The sequence below is a fragment of the Rhodoglobus galactosidasius genome, from assembly GCF_054957775.1.
Window position 1 is genome coordinate 197,150 of sequence record NZ_JBQIAV010000005.1, and the last position, 13,635, is coordinate 210,784.

At 60.8% G+C, this 13,635-nt stretch carries 11 protein-coding genes; all 11 read left to right on the forward strand.

What is annotated here, in order from left to right:
- Positions 1-203: 203 nt before the first annotated feature.
- The 11 genes from ACTJJW_RS08665 (at position 204) to ACTJJW_RS08715 (ending at position 13,392) form a co-directional block, all read left to right on the forward strand.
- The gene (locus ACTJJW_RS08665; RefSeq protein ID WP_462643814.1) at positions 204-1,040 is read left to right on the forward strand and encodes a DNA/RNA non-specific endonuclease; all 837 of its coding nucleotides are present in this window, start codon (positions 204-206) and stop codon (positions 1,038-1,040) included.
- Between the two features lie 193 nt (positions 1,041-1,233).
- Complete coding sequence (locus ACTJJW_RS08670; RefSeq protein WP_462643816.1) at positions 1,234-1,839, forward strand: biotin transporter BioY; 606 nt, start codon at positions 1,234-1,236, stop codon at positions 1,837-1,839.
- Positions 1,840-1,980: 141 nt separating this feature from the next.
- On the forward strand, positions 1,981-3,615 hold the full coding sequence (locus ACTJJW_RS08675) for an ABC transporter substrate-binding protein (RefSeq protein WP_462643818.1): 1,635 nt from the start codon (positions 1,981-1,983) through the stop codon (positions 3,613-3,615).
- 11 nt (positions 3,616-3,626) lie between these two features.
- A complete protein-coding gene (locus tag ACTJJW_RS08680; RefSeq protein WP_462643820.1) occupies positions 3,627-4,616 on the forward strand; it encodes an ABC transporter permease in 990 nt (329 codons plus the stop codon).
- Complete coding sequence (locus tag ACTJJW_RS08685) at positions 4,613-5,494, forward strand: ABC transporter permease (protein WP_462643822.1); 882 nt, start codon at positions 4,613-4,615, stop codon at positions 5,492-5,494. The genes ACTJJW_RS08680 and ACTJJW_RS08685 overlap by 4 nt, the downstream gene beginning before the upstream one ends.
- Positions 5,491-7,221: an ATP-binding cassette domain-containing protein gene (locus tag ACTJJW_RS08690; protein WP_462643823.1), complete on the forward strand. Its 1,731-nt coding sequence runs from the start codon at positions 5,491-5,493 to the stop codon at positions 7,219-7,221. The genes ACTJJW_RS08685 and ACTJJW_RS08690 overlap by 4 nt, the downstream gene beginning before the upstream one ends.
- Positions 7,222-7,279: 58 nt before the next feature.
- Positions 7,280-7,879, forward strand: a complete 600-nt coding sequence (locus ACTJJW_RS08695) for a TetR/AcrR family transcriptional regulator (protein ID WP_462643825.1) — start codon at positions 7,280-7,282, stop codon at positions 7,877-7,879.
- Between the two features lie 70 nt (positions 7,880-7,949).
- Positions 7,950-10,547 (forward strand): valine--tRNA ligase, encoded by a 2,598-nt coding sequence (valS, locus tag ACTJJW_RS08700; protein ID WP_462643827.1) that lies wholly within the window; start codon positions 7,950-7,952, stop codon positions 10,545-10,547.
- A gap of 28 nt (positions 10,548-10,575) precedes the next feature.
- Positions 10,576-11,055, forward strand: a complete 480-nt coding sequence (locus ACTJJW_RS08705) for a GNAT family N-acetyltransferase (protein ID WP_462643829.1) — start codon at positions 10,576-10,578, stop codon at positions 11,053-11,055.
- On the forward strand, positions 11,055-11,285 hold the full coding sequence (locus tag ACTJJW_RS08710; RefSeq protein ID WP_462643830.1) for a hypothetical protein: 231 nt from the start codon (positions 11,055-11,057) through the stop codon (positions 11,283-11,285). The genes ACTJJW_RS08705 and ACTJJW_RS08710 overlap by 1 nt, the downstream gene beginning before the upstream one ends.
- 82 nt (positions 11,286-11,367) lie before the next feature.
- On the forward strand, positions 11,368-13,392 hold the full coding sequence (locus tag ACTJJW_RS08715) for a M3 family metallopeptidase (RefSeq protein WP_462643832.1): 2,025 nt from the start codon (positions 11,368-11,370) through the stop codon (positions 13,390-13,392).
- Positions 13,393-13,635: the final 243 nt, after the last annotated feature.

The window sequence follows — 13,635 nt, forward strand, 5'->3', positions numbered from 1 at the left end:
CGTGCTTCCGCTGACGCCGGCTATCGCGTTGTTGTCGCGGCTGAGCGACACGTCGGGCACACGCAGGCCACATTACCCGGCTGGGTAAATCTCGCTCAGTTGCGCAAGAAGGCCATCGGTGCGCAGGTTTTGTCTCGACGATGGCGGCAGACAGACGTACTGTGGAAACCCCGCTGGGGCAGGGGCGAGAAGGAGATACTCCCATGGCGCAAAAACTTGGGGTGGATGCCGGCCTAGGCTACGACCCGGATTTCTTGGGCATCGAGATAGGCATCCCGGCTGCGGGTGAAAGGATCCTCGCGGACATTCTGGTGTGGGAGGGCAGGGAGGTCCTGCCGTACACGCACTTCTCGCTAACCATGAGCTCCGCACGGCGCTTCGCCTATTGGGTGGCCTGGAATATTGACGGCGGAGCCCTCAAGAGACTCAGTCGGGCCAAATTGGCCTTCATGAAAGACCAACGCATTCCTCCCGACGCACAAACCGGCAACGAGCTATACGCGGGCAACCGGCTTGATCGTGGCCACCTTGCCCGGCGCTCCGATCTGATCTGGGGAAGCTTGGAGGAGGCGCAACAGGCGAACAGTGACTCCTTCTACTACACGAACATCGCCCCGCAGATGAATGACTTCAACCAGTCAAGCCAGCAGGGTGTGTGGGGCCGACTGGAGGATGCCCTGTACGAAGACACCGAGGTCGACGACCTGCGTGTCAGCGTCATGGCTGGGCCGGTCTTCCTCGACGATGACCAGCTGTACCGTGGCGTACGCGTGCCACGTGAATACTGGAAGGTGCTGGCCTATTCGCTGAACGGCGACCTGAGCGTCCGGGCGTTCCTGCTCACTCAAGACCTAGACCCGCTGAGAAGCGTGGCGACGTTGGATGAATTTCGTGTCTACCAAGTGGACCTCTCCGAGCTTGAGGAACGGACCGGGCTGCTGTTCCCGACAGTGATGCACTCAACCGGCGTTCCTGCAGCTGACTTATCGGGTGCGGGAGCACGAACGGCCCTCGACGATACTTCGGACATCCGCTGGTAGCCACACCAGCGACCATGCCCGACAGCAAATAGCGAGCACGCGAACCGCATTTGTTACGCATCCCACAAATCTGGGCGGCTTTGTTAGTCCGAGGCGCACCCACGTTCCCGCGAACTATGACTAGGGTTATTCACGCACCGGCCTATTCAGGCAGGGCTCTTCACTGTTCGCAGACAAAGGAAAGGAGTGTCGCGTGTCGACTCTCACTTTGACCCTCGGCCGGCCGACTCTTGCCGACACCGTCTTCTCTCGCAGCCTCGCCACTGACCTCGTTCTGGTCAGCGCCGGTGCCGCGCTCACTGCTGTGATGGCCCAGCTCGTTGTCCCCCTCTACCCCGTGCCGATCACCGGCCAGACGCTCGCTGTTCTTCTCGTTGGCGCAACGCTCGGCGCAAGCCGCGGAGTCCTGTCGATGGTGCTTTACGCACTTCTCGGCATCGTCGGTGTACCGGTCTTCAGCGAAGCGTCCTCCGGACTCGGTGTAATCACGGGGACCACCGGTGGCTACATCATCGGCTTCATCTTTGCTGCAGGATTCACCGGATGGCTCGCTCAGCGCGAGTGGGACAAGAAATTCCTCGGGGCTGCACTCTCATTCCTCGGCGGCACAGTCGTCACATTCATCTTCGGCCTCACCTGGTTGGCCATTGTCACAGGCGGAACCTTCGAGCAGGTTCTCGCTTGGGGTCTCTACCCCTTCATCATTGGCGGATTGATCAAAGCTGGCATCGCCGCAGCGATCATTCCCTCAACGTGGAAGCTTGCGGGCGTAATCGCGCGCAAGCGCGGCGAGAAGTAGCCTCTTACCTTCATCTACCGGGTCGTTTTCGCTCACGCGAACCGGCCCGGTTTTTTCGGCTGCTAGACTTTATGGACTGAGTTCAACAATGCTTAGTTCGCTCGCACCCGAGCATCTTCCCTCGCCACACAAAGGACCATATTGAGCGCCCCCCGCATCCTTCTGCTCCCCTTCACTCTCGCCGCCACTGCGGCACTTCTCGCGGGATGCACCGCGGCGACCGAGCCCGCTGCAGAGCCTGTCGCCGGCGGAACGCTCGTGTATGCCACCGGAGATGCAGAACCTGGATGCCTCGACCCCCACGTCGGTGGGAACTATCCTCAAGCACTCATCAGCACTCAGTACATTGAGTCGCTGGTCTCAAAAAACACCGCAGGCGAGATCATCCCCTGGCTCGCCACCGAGTGGACCACCAGCGAAGACGGACTCACGTGGGATTTCACACTGCGCAATGACGTCACCTTCACCGACGGCACGCCCTTCGATGCAGAAGCGGTCAAGACCAACATCGAGCACCTGAAGGATCCAAACACCGCGTCATCCACCGGCTACCTCGCTGTCGGCAAGATCGACGGCATCGACGCCGTTGAGTCCAACCAGGTGCGGTTCACGCTGTCGGCACCGGATAGCGCCCTGCTGGAGTCGCTCTCACAACCGTGGGTCGGCATCCAATCTCCGACTGCGCTTGAACGCGATCAAGCCGTCAACTGTGAGAGCCCCGTCGGTACTGGCCCGTTCATCGTCACCGAATGGGTGAAGCAGCAGTCGATCACTCTCGAACGCAATGAGAACTACAACTCGGCTCCGGGCGATGCAGAGCACACGGGAGCAGCACTCCTCGACTCGCTCGAGTGGCGCTTCATCCCGGATGCTGCAACGCGCTACGCAGCGCTGCAGTCTGGTGACGTGGACGTCATCGACAACGCGCAGCCGAACAACATCTCGTCTGCCGAAAGCGATCCGGCGATTGCCGAACTCAATGCTCCTCGGCCTGGAGCATCCAATCGAATCGAATTGAACTCGGGCAAGGCACCGTTTGACGACGAGCGCGTGCGTGAAGCATTTATCCGAGCGGTCGATGTCTCCCCCGGCATCGATAGCTTGTTCTTTGGCACGGCCGAGCGTTCCTATTCGGTTCTATCGAGCGTTGAAGCGGATGGAATCTCGTTGCCCGATGCCTTCACTGTCAACCCGGATGCCGCGAACACTCTGCTTGATGACGCCGGCTGGGACACGATCGACAGCGACGGTTACCGCACCAAAGACGGAGTGCGGTTGACTCTCGATTTCCCGATTAGCACCAACCAGTCAATCCCGGCCGAGCAGTCGCTTTTCGAACAGATTCAGGCGTCAGCCAAAGAGGTGGGCTTTGAAGTAAACCTGCTGCCGACTGACCTCTCGTCGTGGTACGGAGCGCTCTTCACCAACGAGTACAACCTCGTGAGCGCACCGTACACGAAGGTCGGTGCCGACGTGCTGCGCATCCTCTACCACTCTGACTCGATCATCCCTGCTCCGAGCGGCTACTACGCGAACTTGGCGCAGCTCAGCGACCCGAAGCTGGACCAGATCCTGACAACGGCAAGCCAAACATCGGATGCTGCCGAGCGCACAGCACTGTACGAGGAGGCGCAGTCGATCATCATCGACGGCTTCTATGTGCTTCCCTTGTACGACCAGCAGAACCACTACCTCTACAGCACGAGCGTCGAGGGGTTCCGTGCCCTTCCCACAGTGTCGGCTCCGACCTTCTACGACGCGTGGCTTAACGACTAGGACTACCCGTCGTGACGGATCCGTCAGACACAACCGCCGAGCGGCTCTCCATTCGGCCTGCAACGCGATTGCGTTCGTTGGCCTGGGTGGCGCGCCGTTTCGGCGGTGGTCTGTTTGTTTTGTGGATGGTGGCTACCGTCATCTTCTTCGCGTTGCGACTGATTCCCGGCGACCCTATCGACGCGATTTTGGGTGGCCCTGGCTCCCAAGCATCCGCTGAAGCTGTCGCACAAATTCGAGTCGAGTACGGCCTCGACCAGCCGTTGATCGTTCAGTATTTCTTAGCGATGTCAAAGTTGGCGATGGCCGATTTCGGAACCTCATACGCGCTCAAGATCGCGGTGGCGCCGTATGTGCTCACACAACTGTGGTCGACGCTCGTGCTCACGATTGCATCGCTGGTGGTGGCGTGGATTCTGGCTCTCGCGCTGACGATGGTGACGAGCGGTCGCCGCGGGCCGGCACGCGCTGTAGGTTCTGGACTCGAACTGTTAGCCGCAGCAGTGCCGCACTTTTGGCTGGCGTCCCTGCTGATCATTGTCTTGAGCAACACCCTTCACTGGCTGCCGCCGATTAGTGTTCCTGGGCCCTTGGGACTCATCTTGCCTGTGCTGACCCTCGCGCTTCCCCTTACCGGTTTCTTGGGTCAGCTCATGAGGGAATCACTCGCGAACGCCTATGAGCAACCTTTTGTGATTTCCGCTCGCGCCCGAGGAGAGAGCGAGTGGGGTGTGCGGTTCCGTCACGTGCTCCGCCACGCGGCCCTTCCCGGAATTTCGTTGTCAGGGTGGGCGTTCGGCTCGCTCCTGAGCGGCGCCGTAGTCGTGGAGACAATTTTTGCGCGACCGGGGCTGGGTCGAACCCTGTTGAGTTCGGTGTCTATCCGCGATATTCCCGTCGTCACCGCGGTCGCGCTGCTGTCAGCACTCACATTCATCATCGTCACCGTCGCAACCGACGCCATCGATCGAATCGTTGACCCGAGGGTGGCGAAACAGTGACCGAGATACTCGCCGGTCGCCTGAGTCGGGGGGCGCAGGCTAGGCCTGCAGCAAAGGGTTGGCGAAAACTGGCGGGAAATGCTGGAGCACTCGTGGCAATCGTTGCGCTGCTATTGATTCTCACCGCGGCGCTCGCCCCACAATTGTTGACCACGGCAGATCCGGATGCCGTCGCGCCAGTCGACGCCTTCCAGTCGCCTTCATTAGCGCACCTCTTCGGCACCGACGAATCGGGGCGCGATGTGTACACCAGAGTCGTGTTTGGTGCAGCAAACTCTCTGCTCATCGGTATTGCCGCGACCGTTGTTGGTCTCAGCTTGGCACTCGTGTTGGGACTACTCGGCGGGCTCGGCGGTCGCGTAGGCGACTTTGTGAGCACGAGAATCGTCGAGGTGATGTTTGCATTGCCCGGCCTGCTGCTCGCGCTCGTCTTCATCGCCATTGCGGGGCCCGGAGTTGTCACGTCAACAGTTGCGGTGGGGCTTTCCACCGCGCCTGGCTATGCCCGCATCATCCGGAGTCAACTGCGTAGCGTGCGCAACTCGGGCTACGTGGAGGCAGCAACCGTACTCGGACATTCACGCCTCAGAATCGTTGTGCAGCACATCCTTCCCGGCGCACTTGCTCCCATTTTCGTGCTCGGAACACTCGGCGTCGGTCAAGCCATCGTGTGGGCATCATCGCTCGGATTTTTGGGGCTCGGCGTTGCACCACCCGCTGCCGAATGGGGCGCAATGCTGTCAAGCGGGCGCACCTACATCGATGTGGCGTGGTGGCTCACCGTATTCCCGGGGCTTGCCATCGTCGCAACGGCAGCGTCGTTCACCGTTCTCGGGCGCGCCCTCAATGAGCGAACCCGTCAGGGGGCACTCGGATGACCGACCAGCCATTACTGAGCGTGCAGAATCTGAGCGTGCACTTCGATCGCGCCCCCGTACCTGCCGTTGACGGCGTTAGCTTCGATGTGCGCGCTGGTGAGTGCCTAGCCATCGTTGGAGAGTCGGGATCGGGCAAGAGCATTACCGCCCGCTCGTTACTGGGGCTCGCCCCACCACATGCGCACGTGAGTTTCGACGCCCTCACGCTGCGAGGCGAACCCCTGCCGAGCGCCCGGTCACGTCGATGGCGCACGATCAGGGGCGCATCCATTGGTCTCGTGCTGCAGGATGCTCTGGTTTCCCTCGACCCGCTTCGCCCGGTCGGCCGCGAGATCGATGACGTCTTGCGACTCCACACCACGCTCACTCACACCCAACGACAGCACCGTGTGCTCGAGCTGCTCGATGCTGTCGGCGTTCCTAACCCCGCACTCCGGGCACGCCAACGGTCCGGAGAACTCTCAGGAGGACTACGACAGCGAGCGCTGATTGCCACCGCGTTGGCAGCTGGTCCCCCGCTGATCATCGCCGACGAGCCGACGACAGCGCTCGATGTCACCGTGCAAGCCACGGTTCTGAACCTGCTGCGCTCACTAACCGATGCCGGCACCGCACTCATCCTCATCACCCACGACCTCGCCGTAGTTTCCCGTGTCGCCGACCGGGTTGCCGTCATGAGTCAGGGGCGCATCGTCGAAAGCGGTGAGACTACGGCCGTGCTGAATGCTCCGGTCGCGGTCGAAACTCAACAGCTGTTGGCGTCCATTCCCGTGGATGTGCCTCGTGGCGTGCCGCTCCGAAGCCACGACAGCGCGCCGCAGCTTACGAGTCGCCTGCAGTCTCCTGGTGGCCACTTCGCGCCATCATCCGCTGAGGGTGTCGTCGTGCCTGCACTTGAGCTGATATCGGTGTCGCGTCGCTACCCGACCCGCACCGGCGAGGCGATCCAGGCGCTCGATCGCGTTTCGCTCACGCTCGAGCGCGGCACGACCCTCGGACTTGTTGGGCAATCGGGCTCCGGAAAGACCACGATCGCCCGAATCGCACTCGGGCTAGAAACCGCCGATAGCGGGGAGATTCTTCTCAACGGAGCGGAATGGGGTTCGCTCAACGCCCGCGAGCGCCGCCCTCTGCGGCACACCCTGGGGGCGATCTATCAAGACCCCCTGAGCTCGTTTGATCCGAGGCTGACTGTCGAGCGCATCCTGATCGATGCCCTTCGTGCCAACGTCTCCGGAGCTGGCGCTGGCAGTAACGCCGCAACCGGCACCGGGACCAGCACTGGCGCCGGTCTCGGCGAGACGAGCCCATTGTCGACAGTCGACGAGCTTCTCGATGCCGTAGACCTGCCGCGAAACCTCAAGAATCGTCGCCCGCTCCACCTTTCGGGTGGCCAGCGCCAGCGCGTGGCAATCGCCCGGGCTCTGGCTCCAGCCCCGCGCACGTTGCTGTGCGATGAACCGGTTTCCGCGCTGGATGTCTCGACCCAGGCGCGCGTGTTGGATTTGATGGATAATCTCCAACGCCACCTCGGGCTCAGCTATCTCTTCATCTCGCACGATCTTGGGGTTGTCCGCCACATGAGCGACATGGTCGCCGTGATCAACGAGGGGCGCATCGTGGAAACCGGCTCCGCTGAGGAGATCTTCATCGCACCGAAGGAGCACTACACACAATCGCTGATCGCCGCGCTTCCCCGCGTGCAGCGCTCAGGGCACCTTAACTAAAGTGCCAACAGCCGCGACCCATGCCAATCGACTACCAGACGAATGAGAGGATGATGCGGTGACCACGACTCGACCTCCCAGCCGCGGGCGCCCACCAGCAGCCTCGCGAGAGGTTCTTCAAGAAGCCGCCTTCGAACTCTTTGTTGAGAACGGCTACATCGGCACCACTGTTGACCACATCGCCACGAGGGCGGGCGTCAGCCGCAACACTTTCTTCAACTACTTCGACGCCAAGGGCGAAGTGTTCTGGGTCGAGCTTGATGCCACGACCGAGCGACTCAAGGCTGCACTTGCTGGCGATCCATCAGTCACGTCGTCGACGAACGCAGCCAAGATCGGCATCCGACAGGCAATGCTGACCGCAATTGCTCCACTGGAGTCAGAACACGTGCCTTTTGTACTGACGCAGTACGACTTGATCGGCAGTGTTACTGAACTGCAAGCATCCGCAATGAGCCGGTTCGCTACTCAGGCCAGATTCCTCAGCGAGTACTTGCGACGCAGTGGTGTTGCCCCAGCTGCGGCTCGGGTTCAGGCCTACAGCCTCATCGCCTGTGTCATCGCCGGTGCGCAAGAGTGGGCACAGGCGGGACCCCAGCGCGGGCGCCTCGAACCCTACATTCGGACCGCAATCGACGCAGCGCTGATCGCCGAGTAGAATTCTTCTCAACCACACACTCAGGCACCTCTTTTTGACTCGGTGCCGCATATATCGAACCGGAGTAACCATGTCATCGAGCGTTCCCGAAAAGCCCGCCCTAGAAGGCCTCGAAGACAAGTGGGCTCCTGTCTGGGAGACCGAAGGCACCTACCGGTTCGATCGCCAAAACGCACTCGCCGGTGGCTCTGAGTGCGTGTTCTCAGTCGACACTCCCCCACCGACGGCATCCGGCAGCCTGCACATCGGTCACGTGTTCAGCTACACCCACATGGATCTGGTGACGCGTTTTCAGCGGATGCGCGGAAAAGAAATCTTCTACCCCATGGGGTGGGATGACAATGGTCTGCCCACCGAACGTCGGGTACAGAACTATTACGGCGTGCGCTGCGATCCCACGCTCCCCTACGACAACGGCTTTGAGCCACCGCAGCAGGGTGGCGAAGGCAAGTCGACCAAGGCCGCCGCACAGTTGCCGATCTCGCGACGGAACTTCGTTGAGCTGTGCGAGACGCTCACCGCTGAAGACGAGAAGCAGTTCGAAGATCTGTGGCGCCAGCTTGGCTTGAGCGTTGACTGGAACCTCACCTACCGCACGATTGGTGACGACGCTCAGCGTGCCGCCCAGCGTGCATTCCTGCGCAACCTCGATCGTGGCGAGGCCTATCAGGCATTCGCTCCAACCCTGTGGGATGTCACGTTCCGCACCGCCGTTGCCCAGGCAGAACTCGAAGACAAAGAGCAGCCTGCTGCCTACCACCGTCTTGCCTTCCACCAGGCCGACGGCGACGACATCCACATTGAAACGACGCGCCCCGAACTGCTACCAGCGTGTGTTGCCCTCGTTGCGCACCCCGACGACGAGCGCTACAAGCACCTCTTCGGCACCATGGTCACGACGCCGATCTTTGGTGTTGAGGTTCCGATTCTTGGCCACTACCTTGCTCAGCAAGACAAGGGCTCAGGCATCGCCATGATTTGCACCTTCGGTGACGTAACCGACGTGGTCTGGTGGCGCGAACTCGATCTGCCCAACCGCACGATCATTGGCGCAGACGGCCGCATCATCGCTGATGCGCCCGACGTTATCGTTGGCGACACAGCGCAGGCCGCCTACGCCGAACTCGCTGGCAAGACCGTCTTCAGCGCGAAAGCGGCAATGGTTGCTCTGCTCAAGGAGTCTGGCGAAATTATCGGCGACCCCAAGCCGATTCAGCACCAGGTGAAGTTCTTCGAAAAGGGCGACAAGCCCCTCGAGATCATTTCCACTCGTCAGTGGTACATCAGCAATGGTGCCCGCGATGAGAAGCTGCGTGGCCGTCTCATCGAGGCCGGCAAGCAGATCAACTTCACCCCCGATCACATGCGGGTGCGCTACGACAACTGGGTTGGTGGCCTCACGGGCGACTGGCTCATTTCGCGCCAGCGCTTCTTCGGCGTGCCGATCCCGGTTTGGTATGAACTCGACGCCGATGGCGAGAAGGGGGCGCCCATCGTTCCCAGCGAAGGCTCGCTGCCGATGGACCCGTCATCCGACACCGCGCCCGGCTACACCGAAGACCAGCGCGGCGTGCCCGGCGGCTTCGAGGGCGAACTCGACATCATGGATACGTGGGCCACGTCATCACTAACCCCGCAGATTGCCGGTGGTTGGGAGACCGACCCCGAACTCTTCGATCTCGTCTTCCCGTACTCGCTGCGCAGCCAGGGCCAGGACATCATCCGCACGTGGCTGTTCTCTACCGCGCTGCGCTCAGAACTCGAACACGGCACGGTGCCGTGGCGCAACGCGGGCATCTCCGGTTTCATCGTTGATCCCGACCGCAAGAAGATGTCGAAGTCCAAGGGCAACGTTGTTACCCCCAAGGGGATGCTCGATGACCACGGTTCGGATGCTGTGCGCTACTGGGCAGCATCCAGTCGCCTCGGTACTGATGCTGCGTTTGACCCGCAGAACCCGAAGCAGATCAAAATCGGTCGTCGACTCGCCATCAAGGTACTGAATGCGTCGAAGTTTGTGTACTCGTTCCCTGCTCCTGCCGGTGTCGCTGCGGGCTCGAGTGCTGTTGTCACTGAAGCGCTCGACCTTGAGATGCTCGCTGAGCTGGCATCCATTGTTTCTCAGGCCACGACCGCACTCGAGAACTTCGACCACGCGAAAGCACTCGAAGTCACCGAGAAGTTCTTCTGGACGTTCTGCGATGACTACCTCGAATTGGTGAAAGAACGCGCCTACGGTGCCGAAACCCCTGAGGCTCAGGCAAGCGCAAACCGCGCCCTGCACACCGCCATCGACGTGTTCCTGCGACTGTTCGCGCCGTACCTCCCTTTCGCCACCGAAGAGGTTTGGCGCTGGACACACGACACCTCCGTTCACGCCGCAACGTGGCCGAGTGCCGATGAGCTGGGTGTCACCGCTGAGCCGACCGGACTGTTCTCGGCCGTTAGCCAGGCTCTCATCAGCATTCGCCGGGCAAAGACCGACGCGAAGGCATCGCAGAAGACCGAAGTAAGCTCGGCGACGCTAGCCGGGCCCGTTCTGATCAGCGCGGCAACTGACGACCTCAAGGCCGTTGGCCGCATCCACGACCTCACTATTGTTGAGGCCGAGGAGATCGAGGTTCGCGACATTGTTCTCATCGAAGCACCAGTAGAGGGTTCGGCGTAACGCCGGAAAACCGCGTATTGTTGAGTAAATGACGAACTCAGAGAAGCCTTCGTACACTGTTCGCGATATTCAAGAAGACGATTTTGACGCGTGGAAAGATCACTTCGTGAAGTACGGAGTGTTCTACGAAACCGAGTTCACCGATGCAATCGTTCAGGGGGTCTGGGAATGGCTCATGGATGACTCAGCACAACTCAACGCAGTTGTTGCCGTAGCTCCTGAGGGCGCTCCCGATCCTGGCATGATTGCTGCTTTCGGTCTTTACCGTCGCCTGCCCGACACCTTCACTGCGTCATGGGGCTGGTTCATGGATGACCTCTATGTTGACCCTGAGCACCGCGGTGCCGGAGTGGCCGGAACGATCATCGATGATATTGCTGCTCGCGCAGCTCTCGATGGCGGCGGGAAGCTCCGTTGGATCACCAACAAAGAGAACGACAGCGCTAAGCGTCTCTACGACAGGGTCGCTGACCGCACGTCGTGGATCCTGTACGAAAAGAACGTATAGTGCAGCTCGGCACACGATGGTCGGTTGGCGCTGCCGTGCCCGAACGCCTCGACGCAGGAATGCGCGAAGCGATCACGGGTGTCGAAGCAGAGATCGCCCACCTCGATACCAGCGCGTGGCGTTGGACGCTCACGTGGCTTGAATCGCGCCCCGTCGCAGAACTCGACGACGGCACCATCGTGCGCCAAGGTGCCGACGGCACCGTTTCTGTAGAAGAGCCCGCCTCCTAGCTAACTCGGCGGTGTGAGGACACTTTCGTGATGGCCGTGGGTATAGCGCTCGCTAGTCATACTCCGAGAATAGGGTGGATGCATGACCAATCCTTTCTTTGAGCCCAGCACGCTGCCATTTGGCATGCCACCGTTCGCCGACATTGAGGACGAACACTTCGCTCCCGCCTTCGAGAAGGGCATGGCGCAGCAGCTTGAGGAGATCGAGGCGATCACGTCTCAGACCGATTCGCCGACGTTCGAGAACACAATGATTCCGTTGGAGAAGAGCGGTCAGCTTCTCGAGCGCGCCGCGATCGTGTTCTTCAACAAGACCTCAGCCGACGGTAACGCAGCAACCGATGCTCTCGAAGAAGTGATCGCCCCGAAGTTTGCTGCTCATCGCGACGCCATCAGCCTCAACAGCGCACTCTATGAGCGCATTCGCCATATTCATGAGGGCCTCGGTTCTAGCGAGTTGGATGCCGAAGCCCGCTACCTAGTCGAACGCTATTTCACCGAGTTCACACTGTCAGGCGCAGGGCTCAGCGATGAGGCGAAGGCGACGTTGCGCGACTATAACTCGCGGCTCTCGAGCTTGACCACCAAGTTCGAGAAGAATCTTCTTGCTGACACGAACGATCTTGCGGTGGTTGTTGACAGCGCCGACGAGCTCGACGGTTTGGATGCTTCGGAGATTTCGGCTGCGGCGAGCGCTGCGGCAGAGCGCGGCCTCACCGGCAAGTACCTGATCACTCTGATTTTGCCCACCAACCAGCCTCATCTTTCGGTGTTGCGCAACGCTGATGTCCGTGGCCGGATTTTGGCTGCGTCGCGTTCGCGCGGTATTCGTGGTGGAAAGTTTGACAACCGCGCTCTCGTTCTCGAAATCGCCAAGGTGCGCTCTCAGCGGGCAACACTTCTGGGGTTCGAGAGTCACGCGGCGTGGGTTACGGCCGATGAGACGGCACAGAACCCACAGCGCGTCGCGGACATGCTCGGCAAGCTTGCGCCGGCTGCAGCGCGCAATGCGCGTGAGGAGCACGCTGCGCTAGAGAAACTAGCTGGAGCTGAGGTAACCGCAGCCGACTGGGCGTACTACTCGGAGAAGGTGCGTGCCGAACAGTACAACGTCGACACCACGCAGATGCGACCGTACTTTGAGGCAGAACGTGTGCTGCGCGATGGGGTCTTCTTCGCCGCAACCAAGCTCTATGGTGTGACGTTCAGCGAGCGCTATGACCTTCCCGCTTATCACCCCGATGTTCGCGTCTTCGAGGTCACGAACGAGGATGGCACCCCTGTCGGCCTGTACACGCTCGACTTGTACACGCGCGATTCCAAGCGAGGCGGCGCATGGATGAACTCGCTCATCTCGCAATCAAAGTTGCTCGGGCATCCGGTGATCGTCACCAACAACCTGAACGTGCCCAAGCCCGGCGCCGGCGAAGTCACACTCCTGACGTACGACGAAGTGAACACGCTGTTCCACGAGTTCGGTCACGCACTGCACGGGCTGTTTGCTCGCGTGACGTACCCAAAGTTCTCGGGCACCAACACCTATCGCGACTTTGTCGAGTTCCCCAGCCAGGTTAACGAGATGTGGATGCTCTGGCCGGAGGTTCTCGACAATTACGCCAAGCACTACGAGACTGGCGAACCGATGCCGCGCGAGATCGTGGAGCGCATTCATGCGAGCGCTGCGTTCAATGAGGGCTTCCTGACGAGTGAGTACTTGGCGGCTGCGCTCATCGATCAAGCCTGGCACCGAATTGGCGCCGACGACGACGTGACCGATGTCTCGGCGTTTGAGGCGCAGGCCTTGGCTGTCGTGGGGCTCGACAATCCGGCTGTTCCGCCGCGCTATTCGAGCACGTACTTTCAGCACATCTTCGCGAACTCTGCGTATGACGCTGGCTACTACTCGTATATCTGGAGTGAGGTACTGGATGCCGACACCGTGGAGTGGTTCACGAACAACGGGGGGCTTACGCGCGAAAACGGCGATCGTTTCCGAACCCTGCTGCTCGGCGTCGGAGGGTCAAAGAACCCGCTCGAAGCGTTCCGCGACTTCCGCGGGCAGGATGCCGAGTTGCAGCCGTTGCTGAATCGTCGCGGCCTGAACTAGGCCTGCCCGCGCGGCGGCTATCCAGTGATGGCTGCTGCGCCGTGGCGTGGCAGCCATCACTGCGATCTGGGCAGCGGTTGTCATTTACGCGCGCGATATTTGCAAGTTCCGACGGATTGTTGTGATCGCCCCACAATATTTGGTGAAACCCTTTCGCAAACACTACAAATAGGGGCACAATGGTCCCGGTCGCGCTTAGCGTGACCCCGACGCTTAGACGTCATCTAGCACGATGCCCTGAGG

Coding starts and splice junctions, on each gene's coding strand:
- ACTJJW_RS08665 (WP_462643814.1), top strand. CDS start 204: ATGGCGCAAAAACTTGGGGTGGATGCCGGCCTAGGCTACGACCCGGAT.
- ACTJJW_RS08690 (WP_462643823.1), top strand. CDS start 5,491: ATGACCGACCAGCCATTACTGAGCGTGCAGAATCTGAGCGTGCACTTC.
- valS (WP_462643827.1), top strand. CDS start 7,950: ATGTCATCGAGCGTTCCCGAAAAGCCCGCCCTAGAAGGCCTCGAAGAC.
- ACTJJW_RS08705 (WP_462643829.1), top strand. CDS start 10,576: ATGACGAACTCAGAGAAGCCTTCGTACACTGTTCGCGATATTCAAGAA.
- ACTJJW_RS08715 (WP_462643832.1), top strand. CDS start 11,368: ATGACCAATCCTTTCTTTGAGCCCAGCACGCTGCCATTTGGCATGCCA.